12 protein-coding genes are annotated in these 21,067 nt (G+C 38.3%); 9 read left to right on the forward strand and 3 right to left on the reverse strand.

Annotated features, from left to right (window positions below; all coding sequences use genetic code 11):
• Positions 1-65 precede the first annotated feature (65 nt).
• From CHB68_RS12435 to CHB68_RS12445, 3 genes are read left to right on the forward strand one after another with little or no spacing between them, the layout of a single operon-like run.
• A complete protein-coding gene (locus CHB68_RS12435; RefSeq protein WP_089261196.1) occupies positions 66-848 on the forward strand; it encodes a prolipoprotein diacylglyceryl transferase in 783 nt (260 codons plus the stop codon).
• The gene (locus CHB68_RS12440; protein ID WP_089261197.1) at positions 820-2,214 is read left to right on the forward strand and encodes a radical SAM protein; all 1,395 of its coding nucleotides are present in this window, start codon (positions 820-822) and stop codon (positions 2,212-2,214) included. Before CHB68_RS12435 ends, CHB68_RS12440 begins: the two co-directional genes overlap by 29 nt.
• Complete coding sequence (locus tag CHB68_RS12445; protein ID WP_089261198.1) at positions 2,211-2,411, forward strand: hypothetical protein; 201 nt, start codon at positions 2,211-2,213, stop codon at positions 2,409-2,411. The genes CHB68_RS12440 and CHB68_RS12445 overlap by 4 nt, the downstream gene beginning before the upstream one ends.
• A gap of 4 nt (positions 2,412-2,415) precedes the next feature.
• On the opposite strand, the gene CHB68_RS12450 is transcribed toward CHB68_RS12445, so the two are convergent.
• Both CHB68_RS12450 and CHB68_RS12455 read right to left on the reverse strand, forming a co-directional pair.
• The gene (locus CHB68_RS12450; protein WP_089261199.1) at positions 2,416-4,815 is read right to left on the reverse strand and encodes an outer membrane beta-barrel family protein; all 2,400 of its coding nucleotides are present in this window, start codon (positions 4,813-4,815) and stop codon (positions 2,416-2,418) included.
• Between the two features lie 108 nt (positions 4,816-4,923).
• Positions 4,924-7,329, reverse strand: a complete 2,406-nt coding sequence (locus tag CHB68_RS12455; RefSeq protein WP_089261274.1) for an outer membrane beta-barrel family protein — start codon at positions 7,327-7,329, stop codon at positions 4,924-4,926.
• 204 nt (positions 7,330-7,533) lie between these two features.
• Here CHB68_RS12455 and lepA point away from each other — a divergent pair, with 204 nt between their 5' ends.
• On the forward strand, positions 7,534-9,330 hold the full coding sequence (lepA, locus tag CHB68_RS12460) for a translation elongation factor 4 (RefSeq protein WP_089261200.1): 1,797 nt from the start codon (positions 7,534-7,536) through the stop codon (positions 9,328-9,330).
• On the opposite strand, the gene CHB68_RS12465 is transcribed toward lepA, so the two are convergent.
• Entirely contained in the window at positions 9,327-11,189 is a 1,863-nt protein-coding gene (locus tag CHB68_RS12465; RefSeq protein WP_089261275.1) for a cation:proton antiporter, read from the reverse strand. The two genes, lepA and CHB68_RS12465, sit on opposite strands and share 4 nt — an antisense overlap.
• 695 nt (positions 11,190-11,884) lie before the next feature.
• On the opposite strand from CHB68_RS12465, the gene CHB68_RS12470 reads away from it, so the two are divergent.
• From CHB68_RS12470 to CHB68_RS12490, 5 genes are all read left to right on the forward strand, one after another.
• Positions 11,885-16,078, forward strand: a complete 4,194-nt coding sequence (locus tag CHB68_RS12470) for a PAS domain S-box protein (protein WP_089261201.1) — start codon at positions 11,885-11,887, stop codon at positions 16,076-16,078.
• Complete coding sequence (locus CHB68_RS12475; RefSeq protein ID WP_089261202.1) at positions 16,059-16,475, forward strand: response regulator; 417 nt, start codon at positions 16,059-16,061, stop codon at positions 16,473-16,475. The genes CHB68_RS12470 and CHB68_RS12475 overlap by 20 nt, the downstream gene beginning before the upstream one ends.
• 124 nt (positions 16,476-16,599) lie before the next feature.
• On the forward strand, positions 16,600-17,466 hold the full coding sequence (locus tag CHB68_RS12480) for an MBL fold metallo-hydrolase (protein WP_089261203.1): 867 nt from the start codon (positions 16,600-16,602) through the stop codon (positions 17,464-17,466).
• 33 nt (positions 17,467-17,499) lie between these two features.
• Positions 17,500-19,149: a S8 family peptidase gene (locus CHB68_RS12485; RefSeq protein WP_089261204.1), complete on the forward strand. Its 1,650-nt coding sequence runs from the start codon at positions 17,500-17,502 to the stop codon at positions 19,147-19,149.
• 15 nt (positions 19,150-19,164) lie between these two features.
• On the forward strand, positions 19,165-21,018 hold the full coding sequence (locus tag CHB68_RS12490) for a M1 family metallopeptidase (RefSeq protein ID WP_089261205.1): 1,854 nt from the start codon (positions 19,165-19,167) through the stop codon (positions 21,016-21,018).
• Positions 21,019-21,067: the final 49 nt, after the last annotated feature.

Here is a 21,067-nt window from a genome sequence, read left to right on the forward strand (position 1 = left end):
TACTCCTAATTGCTCATAACCGGGCGTACAACTATTAGAATCCATTTTTATTGGACAATACTCCTATGAATAATTCCTTGCTTGTTGTCCCTATCCCTTTTGAGCCTACCGTTTTTGGCGTTACGTTGAACATGCATTTGATTTTGGAATATTTGGCCTTTTTTATCGCCTTTAGGTATTATATCATCTTACGCAAAAAAAAGGGGGATGCCATTTCTTCGGAAAACAGGCTTTCCATAATAATCGGTGCTGTGTTTGGGGCCTTGCTCCTATCAAGACTGGTAGCCTTTTTAGAAAACCCCAACTTACATTTTGAGCAAGGTCTACTTTTTAACCTGAACAACAAAACCATTATGGGCGGCCTTTTTGGCGGATTGTTGGGGGTAGAACTGGCTAAAAAGATAATTGGAGAACAACGTTCTTCTGGGGACCTTTTTACCTTGCCTATACTTTTTGGAATTATCATAGGTCGGTTAGGATGTTTTCTGGCCGGTGTAAAAGAGTTTACCTATGGTAAAGAAACTTCTTTTTTTATGGGGATGGATTTGGGTGACGGGGTTACAAGGCACCCTATCGCATTGTACGAAATTCTTTTTTTGTCCGTACTTCTGATAGTCATCAAAAAACTACAAAAAAACAACGCATTACCTACTAACGGCGACTATTTTAAACTATTTATGGTTAGCTATTTTGTATTTCGTTTTGCCGTGGAATTCTTAAAACCCAACCAGTTTTATATCCTTGGCCTAAGCAGCATTCAAATATTATGTTTAATTTGTTTCCTATACTACCACAAGTTCATTGTTCAAGGAATTGTCTATGCCCGAAAAAAGTTACACGTATTATGATTTTACTATAAGCCTATGCCCAGAATGTCTTAGAAGGGTAGATGCCAAAATCGTTTTTGAAAACGAGAAGGTATATATGCTTAAACACTGCAAAGAACACGGCAGGTCCAAAGTTTTGATTGCTGATGATATTGAATATTATAAGAACATAAGAAACTATAACAAAGCTTCTGAATACCCAAAAACGTTTAATACCCAAACCCACTTTGGTTGTCCGTATGACTGCGGGCTCTGCCCTGACCATGAACAGCATTCGTGCCTAACGGTCGTTGAACTTACAGATCGTTGTAATTTAACCTGCCCTACCTGTTATGCAGGCTCGTCTCCCACCTATGGCCGTCACAGGACCGTGGAGGAGGTAAAACAAATGCTTGACGTTATCGTGAAAAATGAAGGCGAACCGGATGTGGTTCAATTAAGTGGTGGCGAACCTACAATGCACCCCCAATTCTTTGAAATCATGGACTATGCAAAAACATTGCCCATTCGTCATTTAATGTTGAACACCAACGGAATAAAGATTGCCAAGGATTTTGAATTTGCCAAACAATTGGCAACCTATGCCCCTGACTTTGAGATTTACCTTCAGTTCGATTCCTTGAACGATACTATTTTACAAACCTTAAGGGGTGCAGATTTGGCGAATATAAGGTTACAGGCCCTGGAACATTTAAACCGGTTAAACCTTTCCACTACCTTGGTGGTTACCCTGCAGAAAGGCCTTAACGACCATGAAATGGGCAGCACCATAGACTTCGCCTTAAAACAACAATGTGTTCGGGGGGTCACTTTTCAACCCACACAGATTGCAGGTAGGTTAGAAAATTTTGAAGTGGATGAAAATAGGATAACCCTAACCGAGGTTCGAAGAAAAATTTTAGAACAGTCCCCTTTATTTAGTGCAGACGATCTTATCCCGGTACCCTGTAATCCAGATGCCTTGGTCATGGCCTATGCTTTAAAGCTGGGAAATGAGGTTAGTCCGCTAACACGTTATATTAATCCTGATGATTTGTTGAACGAAGGAAAAAACACCATTATATATGAACAGGACGAACAATTGCACGGAAAAATGATCGAACTGTTCAGTACCGGCAATTCCGTAGAAACAGCATCTGAAAACCTAAAAAGCATTATGTGCTGCCTGCCGGAAATCGATGCCCCAGAACTGGGATATGACAACCTGTTCAGAATTATCATCATGCAATTTATAGATGCCCATAACTTTGACGTTAGGGCCATTAAAAAGTCATGCGTGCACATTGTAAACAAAGATTACAAAATCATTCCTTTTGAAACCATGAACCTATTTTACAGGGATGAAAAGGTGGCGCGTTTAAAAGAACTACAAACAGAAGTGTTATGATATTGGAAGTTGGTAACCTTGATGGCATCTTTATACTGATCTTCTTGATCATGTTTGGTCCCGCCCTATTATTCATACTCATTGGAAGTATATTATTTGCCAAAAAAAAGAAAAAGGCCGGCAAGGTTTTTATGATCTTAGCAGGGGTCTATCTATTGATCAGTATTGGATACTGTGGTATATTGATGTCCTCCTAAATCTTTATAATCGTTTTCCCTCATCAGTATTCTTGCGCTTGTAATTATCACGAATCTTGGTATTGCCAAATTTATATCTAAAACCAAATACAAATAGCCTGTTTTCCCACCTGGTACTGATACTGTTTCGTTGGTCAAGATAATTTCTGGTTGAATTATAATTACCGTTGTTAAATATATCCTCCACGGCCAGAGATAAACTGGCCGCCTTGTTCCATAATGTCTTTCTAAAGGCAAGCCCCAATTTACTAAAGGACTCAAATTTGGCGTTACCACTAATACGAGGCGTAAAATGGGTAAACGTTAAATCTGCATACAATGATTTATCACTCAACAAGGTAAAACTGTTCGTTGCTCGGGTATGGGTGGTCCATATATCATTTTCTACGATGAGACCCGTTCCCGGATCTCTAAAACTATCCTTGTCATAGTAATGACTAATGAGGAAGAACAAGTTCCAATAAGAAGTCAGGTTTTTGGAAATACTGGCATCCAGGCCATAATAATAATTGGTTTCCAGATTAATGTATTGGGTACGTAATATATTGGCGGTATTATCCTGAAACACTTGTTGGGATTGCTCATTTGATTTTTTACTGGCAAACAATACTAGCTTATAGGTTTTGTCATACACATAATCTAACTGGAGATAATCACTATATGCCGGTTTAAGTTCTGGGTTGCCCTCTTCAATGGAATTGGCCGAATAATAAAATTGAAAGGGGTTTATATCCCCATATCTTGGTCTGGTAATGCGCCTAAAAGATTTTAGGTAAAAGGCATTTTTATCTATGGTGTATGACACGGACAATGAAGGGAAAACGTTAAAGTATGACCTTGTAGTTGTATTGACCCCAGTATTCAACTCACCTTTAGAATCTGTATATTCCCCTCTAAGACCTACGTTCATTTTCCAATTTTCCCAGTTGTTATTTAGGCTTATATAACCGGCATAAATCTGTTCGTCGTAATTGAAAACCCCAAACTCCGTAGGCTGTACCCCCTCTACTGCAGTATCAAACCCTATTTGTTCAATACCTGCTTCAGAATTTATGGTGGCCAGCCTTAAACCTGTCTCTAAGGTTGTGTGGTCGTTAAAAGGGTACGTTAGATCTGTCTGCAAACTGTATAGGTTAATGATCTGGTCAGATGACACTTCTAAAGTGTTTTCTGAAGTATAGACTGATGCGCCCTGAACAATGTCATTCGTTATAACCTGCTCCCTTTTATTATCATAGTACGTAAAGTGTGCATTGGTGGATAGTGTGGCTCCTTTATCGTTTATTTTATGTACCCAATCTATATAATTAGCACTATTGAACATATCATTGTCCAATGTATTCAATCCTTGCAATTGCGCGGTCAACTCCCCATCAAGGTCCTCAATAGCGGTCTGGGAAGAAAAACGCCTTGCCCTATTGGGGGTAAAACTGCCATTTGAAGTAACGCTAAGGGTGTTTTTTTCATCCAGCTGAATATCTAAAAATACATTAAGGTTATGTTTCTTTTCTTTAGTGACCGATTTTTGCTCGGCGGTCCATTGTTCACTTTCCTGCCCATCTTCAAAAAAACTGGTGATATCCGTATATCGTGCCCAATTGCGGTTATGACTAAAACTATAATTCGTAGAAAAATCTATTTTTCTGCCCTTAAAGAAATGGTCCATACCTATTGTATGTTTTGGCAGGACTCCTTGGGTGTACCTATTAAAAACGGCACCGTTATATCCTGAGACCAAATTCTTTTTCATTTTAATATCAAGCACCAATCCGCCTTCTGCACTGTACTTGGCGGGTGGACTCGTAATTACCTCTATGGATTCTACGTTACTTGCAGAATTGCCCGTCAGTAGATTAATAATATCCTCTTCCGGCAAATTGATCCTTTTGCCATTGATCATGATGTTTACTTTGGAACTACCGTTAATATACAGTTTGTTGTTCATGACCATTACACCGGGAGTACGTTTTAAAACGTCCCAAATATCTCCCTCTGCCAAAGCGGTGTTTTCAATATTAAAAATATGCCGGTCAGCCAAATGTTCAATCTTAGGTTTTTGATGGGTTACCACTACCTCATCCAACAATTGGGCATTGTTCAACCTCAGCGTAGGCATTTTCATGTCTTTGGTCAATTTAAATACAGGGCTTTCAACCGTATTTTCTATGTAACTGGCCGCTATGCTATACTCGCCTTCGGTTACAGATTTAAACATGTAAAACCCCTTATCATCGGTTACGGTGCCCTTAATGAAATCACCAGTATTGGTCAATAGAATAATATTGGCCAAAACAACCGGTTGCTCCTCGGAATCCATGATCAAACCGGTAATCGTAAAATCTTGCGAAAAGGCTAGGGATGTTGTAAAAAGTAGTAATAGTGTGGTAATTAAATCCCTCCTCATTTATGTTGGTTCTTACCACTAAAATAGGAAAGTAAATCGGAAATGTCTGACAGAAATGTTAAAAAATTAACAGGAAAAATTACTAAATTTTTAAAATTGAATCTGTACTCAATTATCCAGGCGATCACGCTCTATTTTATCGATATCCCTTTGATTATCCTCTAAACGGAAATTACCAAAATTATAGGTGAACCCAAATTTAACGTACTGGGTTTCCGGGGTAGACAGAAACCTATTGTCCTGGTTGAGGTAAGTGGAAGTAAAATAGGTATTGTACTTGTTTAAAAGATCATTGGCGCTTAGACTTAAAACCATTCTATTTTTGTTAAAGGATTTTCTAAGTCCCAAGGTCAAATTCATTAATTCATCTTGAATATAGGACCCTTGCAAATAGCCCGATAAGTACACAAAGCCCAATTCTCCCTTAAAGGTGCCGTCCTTGGACAGCGTTAGGTAATTGGTCAAATCTACATAAGCTCCTTGATAATCAAGAGCGAACGAATTTTCATTGCTCTGTACGGCCAAGAATGTTTCGTCCTCATGAAAGAGAGATATGTAGCTGTACAAGTACCAATTGTTGCTGATAGACTTTCCATAGGTGAAGTCTATGCCGTAAGAGGTGCTTTTCAACACATTCTGGGTTACGTCCCGTACCACCAAATTGGTATTGTCCTGAAAGGTCAATGTTGAAATGTACCTACCATTATCCCGGTAATAAAAATCAAAAAAGTATTCTTGTTGTAAGGTATAGTTAAGATTAAAATTATGGCTAAAATTTGGGGTCAGGTTAGGATTGCCCTCCTCAAAAGTACGTTCGTTGATATATGTTCTGAACGGGTTTAAATCATCATATCTTGGCCGTTTCAACTTCCTGGAATAGTCCAATGAAATACTATGGTCATCATTTATGGTATGTAATACGAACACGGAAGGGAAAAACTCCAGGTATTCCAGATCATTAATTGTGGTAACACTTGCAGATACGCCCGTACTTTTAGTTTGCTCTGCACGTAACCCAGATTTAATACTCCATTTCTCCCAATCTTTGGACAGACTAACATAAGCGGAATACACATTTTCATCATACGTGTAATCATCTGACAGATTGGCTATGAACTGGGAGCCATTATTCTGTAAAAAATAATCAAGGGTACTTTTTGAATCTATAAACGATCCCTTGACCCCGGTTTCAAATGAAATACTGCCAAAATAATTGCTATAATCCAATTGTGCGGTTTTTATATCTATTTGCTGGTCCGCAATCGTAAAAAAATTATACTCGCGCACAAACGACCCGTCAGGTAAAAAATAGTCCGAACCCACATCCTGGCCACGGTTAAAATCAAAATACGTGTAATGGGCATTTGCGTTTAAACTGCCCTGGTCTTTAAAGGTGTGCTTAAAGGTTAAATCACCCGAAAGGTTAGTTTTTTTCTCGTCCAAATAACTGTTTGTAGTAAATGTGGAATCTATAATACCGGCACCGTTCCTTATTATGGTTTCTTGAAAATACTCGGCATCCCGCTTGGGCTGTAATTGGGTATTGGTCGTAAGGCTTAAGACATTTCTGTCATCTATCTCATAATCAATGTTCAGTGCGGCAATATGTGCCTGGGTACGTATTATTTGGTCAAAATCAGTGTGCCAAATGGAAAAAACACCTCTCTCATCCTTAAAATTAATGGTATTCAACAAACCCTTATATTCCTTTTTTGGTACATAATTATAATTGGCATTCACATTCAGTTTATTGGTCTTATAAAAGTGCGATGTGCCAAAATTATACTTTGGAAATACTCCTTGGGTATACCCTGCACTAACATTGCCTTTATACCCCAATGAAACATTTTTACTGGTAATGATGTTCAGCACTGAGCCCCCTTCCGCATCATAACTTGCGGGCGGATTATGAATGACCTCTACCGATTTTATATGCTCCCCTTGATAGTTTTCCAAGAGACTACGTACTTCTTCTGCCGATAGTTGTACTTTTCTATTGTTAATATATACAGTAGTGGCTTGGTTACGAACCTTTAATTCATCATTGTTCACGATTACTCCTGGAGTCTGGCGCAATATATCCCAAGAACTGTTTTGGGACAACGCCGTGTTTTCCACGTTAAAAACTATACGGTCTACCTTACGTTCAACGGCTGGTCTATTGCCCACCACCGTAACTTCATTTAACTCTTCTGCACGCTGGGGTATAAGGATGGCACCTATTCTGGTGTCCATAAAAATTTCCAATGCCAAATATTCTGAAGTTTGACCAATATAAGAGGCCTGTAAAAAGTAAAGGCCTTCATTGATATTGTCCATTATGAAAGCTCCATCTTCATCTGCAGAAGTTCCCTTGACCATAGTAGAGTCAGAAACTTGTAATAGAAATACTGAAGCAAAAGGAATGGGTTCTTGGTTTTGATCCTTGATACTACCCTTTAATTCATAGGTTTGTGCAAGAATACTTTGGGTTATACCCAATACAAACAACAAGGTGGTCAATAGTATTTTCAATGCTAACTTGGGGTTATATATCAAATCTAATTAAAAAATTGATGTTTTCAATTACAAATACTGTAATCCAAAAAGAAACTTAAATACATTAAATAGACCAATACGGCAAAGTTTAGCGCTTTAATTTAGATTATATTTGCAGTCGCTCAATATCAACAGCGATCGTACCGTTGTTGTTTTGGCCTTTTTATTATCGTAATCGCTATGAAAAACATTAGAAATTTCTGCATAATTGCCCATATTGACCATGGTAAAAGCACCTTGGCCGATCGTCTTTTGGAGTTTACCGGTTCTGTTACGGACCGTGAAAAGAAAGAGCAATTATTGGATAGTATGGATCTTGAAAGGGAACGTGGTATTACCATTAAGAGCCATGCCATACAAATGGACTATATCTATAAAGGTGAACAATACGTGTTGAACCTGATAGATACCCCGGGCCATGTGGATTTTTCCTATGAAGTTTCGCGCTCCATTGCTGCCTGTGAAGGGGCTTTGTTGGTGGTAGATGCGGCACAGAGTATACAAGCACAGACCATTTCTAACCTATATCTGGCGTTGGAGAACGACCTGGAGATCATACCGGTTTTGAACAAGGTAGATTTGCCCAGTGCCAACCCAGAGGAAGTTACGGACGATATCGTTGACCTGTTAGGTTGTAAGGCAGAGGAGGTCATACCTGCCAGCGCAAAGACCGGTATAGGTATAGAGGAAATTTTGAGCGCTATTATTGAACGTATTCCCGCTCCAAAAGGTAATCCTGACGAAGCACTACAAGCGTTGGTGTTCGATAGCGTTTACAATCCGTTCAGGGGAGTGGAAACTTACTTTAGGGTAGTAAACGGTTCTATTAAAAAAGGGCAAAAGATAAAATTCGTAGCTACGGATAAAAGCTATTTTGCCGATGAGGTAGGTACCCTAAAATTAACACAACACCCTAAAAAAGAAATTAAAGCTGGTGACGTAGGTTATTTGATCACCGGTATCAAGGATGCCAGGGAGGTAAAGGTGGGTGATACGATTACGGATTCCGCCAATCCTACAAAAAATCCCATTGGTGGTTTTGAAGATGTAAAACCTATGGTATTTGCAGGTATATACCCAGTGGATACCGAAGATTTTGAAGAATTGAGGTCCTCCATGGAAAAACTACAGCTGAACGATGCCTCTTTGGTATTTACTGCAGAAAGTAGTGCTGCCCTCGGTTTTGGATTTCGTTGCGGATTCTTGGGAATGCTGCACATGGAAATTATACAGGAGCGCTTGGAGCGTGAATTTGATATGACCGTTATTACAACGGTACCCAACGTAAGTTATCATGCGTTTACCCGCAAAGACCCTACGGTGCCTTTGATCGTAAACAACCCCAGCGACCTGCCAGACCCTTCTACCATTGATCGTGTAGAGGAGCCTTATATAAAGGCAACCATAATAACAAAGTCTGATTTTGTGGGCAACGTCATGTCCCTTTGTATTGAAAAGCGTGGGCAAATTACCAATCAGACCTATTTGACCACAGAACGGGTGGAACTTAATTTTGATATGCCCTTGGCCGAAATTGTTTTTGATTTCTATGATCGTCTAAAAACAGTTTCCAAAGGTTACGCCTCATTTGATTATACCCCTATAGGTATGCGCCAATCTAAATTGGTACGTGTGGATATCCTGTTAAATGCCCAGACCGTGGATGCCCTCTCTGCGCTGATACATTTTGATAGCGCTACCACTATTGGTAAAAAGATGTGTGAAAAGTTGAAAGAATTGATACCAAGACAGCAGTTTGATATTCCTATACAGGCGGCTATTGGATCTAAAATCATTTCCAGGGAAACCATTAAGGCCCTTCGTAAGGATGTTACCGCCAAATGTTATGGTGGTGATATTTCACGTAAGAGAAAGCTTTTGGAAAAACAGAAAAAAGGTAAAAAACGTATGCGCCAAGTGGGTAATGTGGAAATTCCACAAGAAGCTTTTATGGCCGTTTTAAAACTTAACGATTAAGGCTTTTCTTTGTTATCGTCCTTTTTTTCCGAATCATCTGTAGGGAACATTTTGCCTAAATAGGCCAATTTGTACCCTTTTTGAATATCGGTAAAATCCTTGCTGAAAGCCGTAATGATCTGTATATCTCCCTCTAAATCCTTTAGGAACAATGGAATAATGTCGTTATCCGCCTTGGTAATCTCGATCAAGCCTTCATAGTGTTCCGTATCATGAAGTTCTATCTCATGAATGGCAGGAAATTTCCTGGCCGCCTCGGCAAGTTTTATAAAATCATCTGTATGGGAGAACAATCCTTCCTTAGGGTTTTTCTCGGGATCGTTCATTTCATCTGCATCTACCAGTCTAAAAGAACCATTTTCCCCAAAAGCATCCTGAAATTTATTGATGGCATATTTGTTAATGTCTGAATTTCCTGTCAATGCCATTAAATATCCAATATCGTTCAGTTCAATATTGTCCGTCAAATTATCGGAATATACGTTCGCAGAAAAGGCTTCTAGACCGAGCTTGCTGGCCTTGTCAATGTTTGTCTGGTTATTGTCGATCAACACTACATGCCTATCGTTCTTGTGTAAATATTCCCCAATTAACCTTGATGCCTTAGAAGCTCCTAATATCAAAATCCCTTCTGATTTGTTTAAGAACACTCCCACCATTTTGGCAAAGATACGGGCAGTGGTGGCATTTAAAAGCACAGTTCCCAAAACAATCATAAATACCAGAGGGGTAATGTACTCGGCACCGGGCTCTCCTCTGGACAAAAGTTTGGAGCCGAACAAAGAAGCAATACCTGCTGCAACGATACCACGCGGTCCTACCCAACTAATGAACATTTTTTCATTGAACTTTAAGTTAGAGCCTATGGAACTTAAAAATACCCCTAGCGGCCTAATAATCAACACAATACTTAGGAACAGGGCAATGGTCTTCCATGTAAATATTAATTGAAGGTCCGTAATATTTATATTGGCTGATAGTAATATAAAAAGTATGGAAATCAACAGGATGCTCAACGATTCCTTAAAGTAAAGCAATTCCTTTATATTGGGCAGTTCCGTATTGCCCATAACCATACCCATGACCACAACGGCCAATAAACCGGATTCATGGGCAAATAAATCTGACATGACAAATACCCCAAGGACAACGGATAGGGTGGCAACGTTTAATAGGTAATGAGGAATAGCATTCTTCTTGATTAAAAAAGTCAACGCATGTGCAAAAGTGAAACCAAACGTAAAACCGAACAACAGGATTTTACCAAATTCTATTAACGCCGTCATAGTATAGGCCTGCCCTTCGCCAACACTTATGAATTCATACACCAGTACCGCGGCCAAAGCACCTATTGGGTCTATAAGAATACCTTCCCATTTTAATATAGCGGATACATCCTTTTTAAGGGGTATATTCCTTAATATGGGAGTAATTACCGTTGGGCCGGTCACGATAATCAAGGCGGAGAACAAAAAACATAATTGCCATGAAAGGCCAAAAAGAAAATAGGCGGCCAAAGCTGCACCAAAAAAGGTTGTTACACTACCCAGTGTTATCAGTTTCGTAATTACAGGGCCTATGCTTCTAATTTCTGAGCGCTTTAAGGTGAGTCCACCCTCAAATAAAATTATACTTATGGCCAAAGAGACAAAATAATACAGACTTTCTCCGGGAAACAATCCTTTTTCCCCATTCCAAATAGGTGCTATGATTTTTGAACCATCTTCCGTATATAGTGTAGATAAAGGCCCTACCAGAAGACCTATAAGAATGAGCGGTAAAATTGCAGGAAGCTTTAAACGCCATGCCACCCATTGTGCAAGTATTCCCAAAATAATGATTCCTGCCAGTTCTAGCATATTCTGTATTTTGGTTAAAAATAACAATTTAACGGTATTAAACACCATAAAGTCTTATCCTAAACCTAGCATTTTTGACGCTTTGAAAAATTGTAGCAATTTTGTCTGCTAATTTAAAAGAATCAAAGGACGTTAAATCATTCCTCTCCTTACTTACAAAACTTTATAGTTCATTTCCATTCGGGTTATCTTCACCTTCACATAAGACCAACTTTTTCGGAAACCGCGCATATTGTAAATTTTCTTACAGAAAATGTTTGTATTACCAAAAATAGTGGCATTACCAAGGAGTACCGCTCTTGATAATTAAAATTCCCCATCTGAAGATTAGAATATTGGCTATAGAAGATAACGAAGCCAGAAACCGTATTTATTAGAGGCATTACCCGAGCTTACAACCGTAATACTTGATTTTCAATATAGCGTTAATTATCAGGGATATTCAGCTAATTGCCCGTAGATTTTAATACAATTATTCTACTTAACAATAATTTTTAAACCCCTATAGACCACTAATAAAACACCCACCTCGTTTTAAATTTTATAATACGCTTTGTCTTACAAATTTCGCAGAAATTACCTGTAGTTAAAAATCATTTTTTAACTTTACTTATGTTCTCCCCAACATAATAAAAATTAATACTTATGAACTAATATGTTGGCAGAACCCAAATTATATTTCAAAACATTCTTAAATGTTTGAAAAAAAATATTTTTCCATATTTAAAAAACCCCTCTTAATTGGGTTCTTGGTATTTCTGCTTTCCTTCATTATTATTCAAGCATTTATATATCAAAGGGTTCAATTACAACTAAAAGAAGAGCAGCAGAGGGTTCATAATAGGGCATTGAAATTAAAGGGCGACCTTAATTTTGCCATGGGACAAAGTTATTTGACCACCCAAACGTTGTCCTATATCGTTGAAAATTATGGAATACCGAAAAACTTTGATAGTATTTCCAAACTTTTGCTCAACAACAATGCCTATGTAGATGCACTGGAATTGGTTAATGGCGAGGGGACCATAACCCATATTTATCCTTTAGCGGGAAATGAAATTTTAGGGTTCAATATCTTTAAGGATTCCGTTGCCAAAAAAGGGGCCCTGTACAGTAAGGAAAAAAATGACCACTTTACCATTGGACCAATTAGATTAAAACAAGGCGGAGTAGGTTTTGTATCTAGAAAACCGTTGTATAAAGAAAATCAATTTGCAGGTTTTGCCGCAGCTATTATACGGTTATCCACTATAGTGGAACTAGTGGAGTCCGCTTCAGAAGACCTAACCGCTTTTTCGTACCAACTAGCAAAAATAAACGAAGATCAAACAGAAGAGGTCTTCTATTCTTCAAAAAATATTGCTCTGGACAATGCAGTTAATGTACCCATAACTACCCAACAGGGAGAATGGAAGTTATATGTAATATCTACCGACCCCCATTCCTTTGCTGCTTTTTGGCCCATATCAATGCTTGGTTTTGTTTTTTCTTTCATCTGTGGCGCTTTTATCTGGTTTATTACCCGCCAACCTATAAAATTGAACCAAATGGTCCAAGAAAAGGTGCTCTTGCTAAAAGAAAACCAACACAAATATGAAACCTTGGTGGAGCAAGCTTCAGACGGGATCATTGTTTCTAACAAAGCGGGAGATATTTTGGATATCAATGAAACAGGTACCGCAATGTTCGGGTATACCAAAAAAGAAATATTAGAAAAAAACTTTAATGATCTGGTGTCCCCAGAAGATTTGGCCAAACTACCGCTACGCTATCATAAAATTACAAAGGAAAAGCCCTTTGTGTCCGAGCGGAACATGATTCGTAAAGATGGCAGTACATTTTCTGGCGAAATAAGTTCCAAGGTTTTACCGGACAACACCGTACAAGGCATAGTAAGGGACGTTACGGAAAGAAAAAATCTGGAAAAAATTGCGCAGAACAACCTAAAAATTTTCAGCAAGGCGTTTAACAATAGTACCATTGGTATGACCATTAGGGACGAAAACAATCTTTTAGTGGACGCCAATACATGCTTTTTAACATTAACGGGGTATAGCCTAGAGGAAATAAGGGGGAAATCCATATCTGAACTGGGACTGGTCAACACCAAAGATTTGAACAGGGAAAATACTGCTGCCCATTCCTTGACCAGTGCGGATAAAATCGACAAAATGGAGGTCGACATCTTTGATAAATCAGGCAAAACTTTGCATGTGCTGGCTTCTGTAGAACCTTTTGAGTTTGAAGGCAGAAACTTATGTCTTTCTACCTTTATAGATCGGACAGAAACCAAAAAAGCACATATAAGCCTGCGTCAACGGGAAAAGGAGTATAGACAGTTGACCGAGCGAATTTCCGATGCCTTTGTTTCTTTTAATAGGGAATGGAAGTTTAAGAGCATCAATGCCAAGGCGGCAAAAATTGTAGGTATGAAGGTCGAAAAAATGATCGGCAAAAATCTGTGGTCTACGTATCCCGAATTTAAAGACTCTGACGCTTATGCTGTTTTTACAGGCGCAATGGAAACTCAAGAGTACACCCATTTTGTACAATATCATGCCACACATGATAGTTGGATCGAAAACCATTTGTATCCATCAGAAGATGGGCTATCCATATACTTTAGGGATATCACCAAAAAGAAACAGGCAGAACTTGAAAAACAGCAATTAATAGCCTTGGTTGAGAACAGTCCCGGTTTTATTGGATTGGCAACCTTAGAAGGGAAATCTATCTATGTGAACAAGGCCGGCAAACAATTAGTGAGTATTGCTCCCGATGATGATCTTTCCCAAATAAATATTTTAGATTATTTTCCTATAGAATATAGGGATATTGTTGCTTCCAGTCATTTACCCTCTGTTCTTGAAAACGGTATTTGGACCGGTGAGATTGCTTTTAGAAATTTTAAAACCAATGAACCTATACCCTTAGAACTATCCAGTTTTTTAATCCATGATAGCGCCAATAATCCTATAGCAATAGGCTGTATTGCATTTGATCTTACAGAGCATAAAAAAGCACAAAATGAAATACTTGACCTTAAAAGTAAAATGGACACGGCAATACGTATTGCCAAAATAGGGTATTGGGATTGGAACCTTGATACCGGGATCATTGATTGGTCGCCAAGGATGTATGAAATTTATGACGTTACCCCCGGGACCTTAATTACGGCAGATATGGTTGAAAAATTAGTTCACCCAGATGACCTTGACCACCATAAAAATATCTTGGAGCAGTTAAGCCCAAAAAATGAAGGTAGCTCTTTTACCTACAAAACCATAAATGCTGCCGGTAAAATTAAATATGTGCTGGTAGAGATGGAAGTGGAAGAGGATGAAAACAACAAACCCATTCGATATAGGGGAACTGTAATAGATATCACAAAACAGAAAGAATCAGATAATAAGATAATTGACCTACAGGCAAAAATGAACGCCGCGATTAGAATAGGAAAATTTGGGTACTGGAATTGGAATATGGACTGTGATATTGTAGAATGGTCACAAGAAATGTACAGCATTCATCATATTGAACCCAACACCCCAATGACCGTTGATATGGTCAAAAACGTCATATATGAAGATGATAGGTCTATTCTAGAAAATAGGTTAAATGTAAAAATGGGTGAAAAAACAGATTCACCAAGTGTTTATAGAATTTTACTAAAGGATAAAACGTTTAAGTACATTCTGGCATTTTCTGAATTAATTTATGATAAAAACGGTAAACCAATACGGTACCATGGTACTGCTATGGATATAACAAATAGTGTCTTGGCCGAAAGAGCATTAAAGGAAAGCCAAGAGAAGTTTGAAAAGGCCTTTCAGACAAACCTAATGGGTATGCTCATCATAGATTCCAACAGAAGGGTTCTAGAGGTAAACTCAACAGTGCTTACACTCTTTCACCTTAATAAAAATGACCTTTTAGGTAAAACTATATTGGAGAGCGGCGCTGTTGTTATGAACGATTATGACGATAATAAAAGAGCAAAATTATGGTCAAAGTTTACAGAAGAGGGTAGATTAAAGAACTATGAGTTTAAAGTAAGCTTGGCCAACGGTCAACGAATAACCTTGCTTGTCTCCATAGAACCCCTATTTTATAACCACAAGGAAAATTATCTGGTTACACTAATAGACGATACCAAACGAAAAGATGCAGAAGACGCTTTGGCCCTGCAAAACGTACAACTAAAGAAAACGAATTCTGAACTGGATAGTTTCGTGTACAGTGCCTCTCATGAACTAAGGGCTCCATTAACTTCCGTTTTAGGGCTTATTGACCTTAGCATGTCCGAAAATATTGATCAAGATTTGATGATCAATCTTCAAATGATGGAAAAATCAATTAAAAGATTGGACGATTTCATAAGGGATATCATTGAATACTCAAGAAACAAACACTTACAGATCAGCAAGGAACCTATATCTTTCCAGCAACTAATTGAAAGTGCCATAGATACTTTTTGGTACCTTGAAAACACGAAAAACATAAAAATAAACGTTAGTGTTAAAGATGAAATCCCATTTGTGTCGGATACAAAGAGAATTTCAATCTTATTGAACAATTTTATTTCTAATGCCATTAAATACCATGACCTATCCAAAAAGCATCCAATGATATGGATAGATATCACCACCTCTAAAAAAGAAGCGGTGATCGTGATCAAGGATAACGGCCTTGGAATGGAAGAAGCACAAATAGAACGTATTTTTGATATGTTCTATAGAATATCATCCCAAATCATGGGTACGGGTATAGGCTTATTTATCGTTAAGGAAATTATGACGAAACTAAACGGTACGATCAATGTTACATCATCCTTGGGAGAAGGATCAACTTTTACTTTAAAATTACCAAATGAATCAAGAACAAACTAATAAAGCACTTTCGGTATTGTTAATTGATGACTCCGATGTCGACAACTTCATCAATAAGGCGATCATTTCAAAAGAAAAATGTGTGGACTCTATAATAATCAAATCTTCTGGAATGGATGCCCTAGCTTATTTGAACAGTGTTGCCGATAATCCAGATACGCATCCGGATGTTATATTTTTAGATATTAGAATGCCTAGAATGAACGGCTTTGAATTCTTGGACGAGTATATAAAACTGCCCGAAGAATTAAAAAAACATCCACAAATATTTATTTTAAGTTCTTCATTGGATCCCGTAGATAGTGAAAACGCGGAAAAATATGATTTTATAAAAGGCCATCTATCCAAACCATTGGCACATCATAACCTTACCGAACTTTTACTAAAGGAGGCATAGCAAACATTTTGGACTTATAAACCCGGCCATTTCAATGTCAAATTTAATTTTGGCCCAAATACATAAATGATAATATATTCTTAATAATCCTATCATTTCATGTGCTTTTATTATTTTGCCCTTTATGAAAATTTATCCTGTAGAAACCGGCAACTTTAAATTGGACGGAGGGGCCATGTTCGGAGTTGTTCCCAAGACTATTTGGCAGAAAACAAATCCTGCCGATGCCAATAACCTTATCGATATTGCCGCCCGAAGCCTTTTGATAGAAAATGGCGACCAACTGATTTTGGTAGATACAGGTATGGGAAACAAGCAGTCCGATAAATTTTTTAGCTACTATAACCGTTGGGGAGATTTTACCCTGGACAAGTCACTTAACAACCTTGGTTTTCACAGAGATGATATTACGGATGTCTTTTTGACCCACTTGCATTTTGACCATTGTGGAGGAGCCATACAATGGAACAAAGATAGAACAGGTTATGAGCCCGCCTTTAAAAACGCAAGGTTTTGGTCCAATGAAAAGCATTGGAAGTGGGCAACACAGCCAAACCCTAGGGAAAAAGCTTCTTTTTTAACGGAAAACCTTATGCCTTTGCAAGAAAGTGGTCAATTACATTTTATAAAAGAAACGGAAACCGCTTTTTCATCTAACAACTCGTTGGATTTTGATATTCGCTTTGTAAATGGGCATACGGAAAAACAAATGTTGCCACAATTTACGTATAAGGAAAAGACCATGGTCTTCATGGCTGATCTTATACCTACCGTAGGACATATTCCATTGCCTTATGTAATGGGTTATGACACCAGGCCGCTGTTAACCATGCAAGAAAAAGAACGTTTTTTAAACGAAGCTGCGGAAAACCATTATTACCTTTTCTTTGAACACGATGCCCACAACCAATTATGTACTTTAAAACATACCGAAAGAGGTATACGCCTAGACCAGCTTTTTACTTTTAATGAAGTATTTGGTCAAAATTAACTGTAAATCTTAAAACTAATTCAATACCCATATATGACAAATACATATTTAAAACCCCTGATAATTACTTCCTTGGTTGCCCTATTAACAAGTTGTGGCAGTACCAGCCCTGCTTCCAGTGGCGGATTAATTCTTACCCCTGTTGAAAACATTGATGCTACACCTCTAAAAATTTCTAATCTAACCGATGATGAAAAGAAAAATTGGGGACACTTAGACCTTGTAGCCGATACCATACCGGGTATGAGCGTCAACAAGGCTTACGATGAAATCATTAAAAATAGAAAAGGGACCAAGACAATTGTTGCGGTGCTTGATTCTGGAATTGATTTAAACCATGAGGATTTGGATGGTGTTTTATGGACCAATACCAAAGAAAAGGCAGGAAATAACATTGATGATGACGGTAATGGTTATATAGATGATATTCATGGATATAATTTTCTGGGCGAATCTTACAATGAACAATTGGAGTATGTACGTATGCTCCGCTTAAATATTGGAGACGCCGCAACCTTGTCCAAGGCAAAAGCAGAATTGGATAAAAAATATAACGAAGCCCTACAGGGCAAGCAACAATATGAGCAAATCTATCAGGCCGTAAAAAATGCGGATGCTGAGGTCAGGACATATTTAAAAAAAGATGTCTATACCAAAGAAGACCTTGCGGGTATTGAAGCAAACAGCGAATCAATGCAAAGAAATTTGGCTATCCTAAACCAAATGTTCAGTATTAAGGATTCCATACCAGAGGTATTAAAGGAATTGCAAAATGGTATAAAGCATTATACGGAACAACTTAATTATAATTTAAACAAAGATTTTGACGGTAGAGCCGTCGTTGGTGATGATGCTTATGATATTACAGATACAGATTATGGCAACGGCAACCCACAAAATAGGGTAGATGACGAGAGCCATGGAACGCATGTTGCTGGTATAATCGCTGCAGAACGAAACAACGGCATTGGTGTCAACGGTGTGGCCAACAATGTGGCTATTATGAGTATTAGGGCGGTTCCTAATGGGGATGAATATGATAAGGATATTGCACGTGGAATACGCTATGCGGTAGACAACGGTGCCAGAATCATTAACGGTAGTTTTGGTAAATCATTTTCGCCCAAGGCAGAATGGGTATATGAGGCTATCAAATATGCGGCGAAAAACAATGTGCTTTTCGTACATGCGGCAGGTAATGATGGCGCTAATTTAGATGATCCAAACAATGGAAATTATCCTAATGACCAAATAAACAACGGTCCAGAAATTGCGGATAATGTATTGACAGTTGGTGCCCTAAATCCAAAATACGGTTCCGAGCTGGTAGCCTCATACTCTAATTATGGCGATATCAATGTAGATGTTTTTGCTCCAGGCACTGATATCTATTCAACCTATCCCAACAATTCATACGAGTTTTCACCAGGTACCTCTATGGCAGCTCCGGCAGTGGCAGGTATTGCAGCCCTTGTTATGTCTCAATATCCGTCATTGACAGCGGCACAGGTAAAACAAATCATATTAGAGTCTGGCCTGCCTATAAAATCAAAAGTAATTTTAGGTGGGGACAATAGTAAAAATGCTTCTCTAAAGGAAATATCAACTTCTGGAAAAATTGCCAATGCCTATAATGCATTGGTAATGGCAGGACAAGTTGCTTCTGGAAAGCTTAAATTATAATACGAATACAACGTTATGATAAAATCACTTTTTACCTTATTGACCGTTTTTGGTTTCGCTTTTGCAACAGCTCAAAACAAGACCGACTATTGGCAACAACATGTAGATTATACTATGGATGTCAATATGGACGTAGACACCTTTCAATATACCGGAACCCAAAAATTGGTCTACACCAATAATTCTCCAGATGAATTGAACCGGGTATATTTTCATTTATATTTCAATGCCTTTCAACCCGGTAGTGAAATGGATATTAGGTTACAGACCATTCCAGATCCAGATAGTAGAATGATCACCGAGGAAAAGGTTAGTAGAATATCCACACTTACAGATTCCGAAATGGGATATCTTCATGCCACGTCTTTGACCCAAGATGGCAAACAATTAAACTATTCAGAAGAAGGTACCGTATTGGTCGTTAACCTTGCTACTCCTATTGCGCCGGGGAAACAAACTACCTTTAATATGGAATTTAAAGGCCAGGTGCCTTTACAGATCAGAAGGTCAGGTAGAAATAGTGAAGAAAACATTGCCCTATCCATGAGCCAATGGTATCCAAAACTTGCGGAATACGATTTTGAGGGGTGGCACGCAGACCCATATATTGCAAGGGAATTTCATGGTGTCTGGGGAGATTATGACGTAAAATTGACTTTAGATAAAAATTACACTGTTGGCGGTACCGGTTATCTTCAAAATGCAGATGAGATCGGCCATGGTTATGAATCTCCGGGCACAAAAATAAAAAAGCAAAAAGGGAAAACACTTACTTGGCATTTTAAAGCCCCAATGGTACATGATTTTATGTGGGCTGCCGATCCAGAATATATACATGATGTGCAACAAGTACCTAATGGGCCAACATTACATTTTTTATATAAGGACGATCCAAAATTATTGGAAAACTGGAAAAAACTTCAACCCAAAACGGTTGAGGCTATGGAGTTTTTTAGTAAAAACATAGGTGAGTACCCGTATGACCAATATTCCGTGATTCAAGGTGGTGACGGTGGTATGGAATATGCCATGTCCACATTAATTACCGGTGACCGTAAATTTGGTAGTCTTGTAGGCGTTATGGCCCATGAATTGGCCCATTCCTGGTTTCAGCACATTCTTGCCACTAATGAGGCCAAACATGAATGGATGGATGAAGGCTTTACCTCTTTTATCTCTAAACTTTGTATGGGTGAGATAATGGACCTTGACAAGGAAAATCCTTTTGAGGGCACGTACAAAGGATACAGGAACTTAGCGCTTTCAGGTAAGGAACAACCCCAAAGTACCTATGCTGATCGCTATGCGCTTAATTTTGCCTATGGTATTTCTGCCTATAGTAAAGGTTCCATATTTCTGTCCCAATTGGGTTATATCATTGGTCAGGATAAATTAATGGAAACCATTCGTAAATATTATACCGATTTTAAATTTAAACATCCGGTCCCAAATGATTTTAAAAGAGTTGCAGAAAAAATATCCAACATGGAACTGGACTGGTATTTAACAGATTGGACCCAGACAACGAATACTATAGATTATAGTATCAAAAATGTAGCGGACAAGGAAAAGAGTACCCAAATTACTCTAGAGAGAATTGGACTTATGCCAATGCCTTTAGATATTCTAGTGGTATATGAGGATAATACGAAAGAAACATTTTATGCTCCTTTAAGAATGATGCGTGGGGAAAAAGACAATCCTTATTCCGGTATTGAACGAACAGTGCTGGAAGATTGGCCTTGGGCATATCCTACTTATACCTTTGCTATTGAGAAACCAATGTCGTCCATTAAAGCCATTGTTATAGATCCTTCTCAGCTCATGGCAGATGTTGACCTTGAAAACAACGTTTGGCAAGCAGAATAATAAGCATAGATAAAGAACGCCCCTGCATTTAGGGGCGATTCTTTGATTT

The sequence above is a fragment of the Maribacter sedimenticola genome, from assembly GCF_900188415.1.
In the GTDB taxonomy this organism is placed as follows: Bacteria; Bacteroidota; Bacteroidia; order Flavobacteriales; family Flavobacteriaceae; genus Maribacter; species Maribacter sedimenticola.

Bases quoted from the DNA above. Each gene is read 5' to 3' on its own strand.
- lepA (WP_089261200.1), top strand. From the start codon at position 7,534: ATGAAAAACATTAGAAATTTCTGCATAATTGCCCATATTGACCATGGT.
- CHB68_RS12475 (WP_089261202.1), top strand. From the start codon at position 16,059: ATGAATCAAGAACAAACTAATAAAGCACTTTCGGTATTGTTAATTGAT.
- CHB68_RS12440 (WP_089261197.1), top strand. From the start codon at position 820: ATGCCCGAAAAAAGTTACACGTATTATGATTTTACTATAAGCCTATGC.
- CHB68_RS12435 (WP_089261196.1), top strand. From the start codon at position 66: ATGAATAATTCCTTGCTTGTTGTCCCTATCCCTTTTGAGCCTACCGTT.
- CHB68_RS12480 (WP_089261203.1), top strand. From the start codon at position 16,600: ATGAAAATTTATCCTGTAGAAACCGGCAACTTTAAATTGGACGGAGGG.
- CHB68_RS12465 (WP_089261275.1), bottom strand. From the start codon at position 11,189: ATGCTAGAACTGGCAGGAATCATTATTTTGGGAATACTTGCACAATGG.
- CHB68_RS12445 (WP_089261198.1), top strand. From the start codon at position 2,211: ATGATATTGGAAGTTGGTAACCTTGATGGCATCTTTATACTGATCTTC.
- CHB68_RS12490 (WP_089261205.1), top strand. From the start codon at position 19,165: ATGATAAAATCACTTTTTACCTTATTGACCGTTTTTGGTTTCGCTTTT.
- CHB68_RS12485 (WP_089261204.1), top strand. From the start codon at position 17,500: ATGACAAATACATATTTAAAACCCCTGATAATTACTTCCTTGGTTGCC.
- CHB68_RS12450 (WP_089261199.1), bottom strand. From the start codon at position 4,815: ATGAGGAGGGATTTAATTACCACACTATTACTACTTTTTACAACATCC.
- CHB68_RS12470 (WP_089261201.1), top strand. From the start codon at position 11,885: ATGTTTGAAAAAAAATATTTTTCCATATTTAAAAAACCCCTCTTAATT.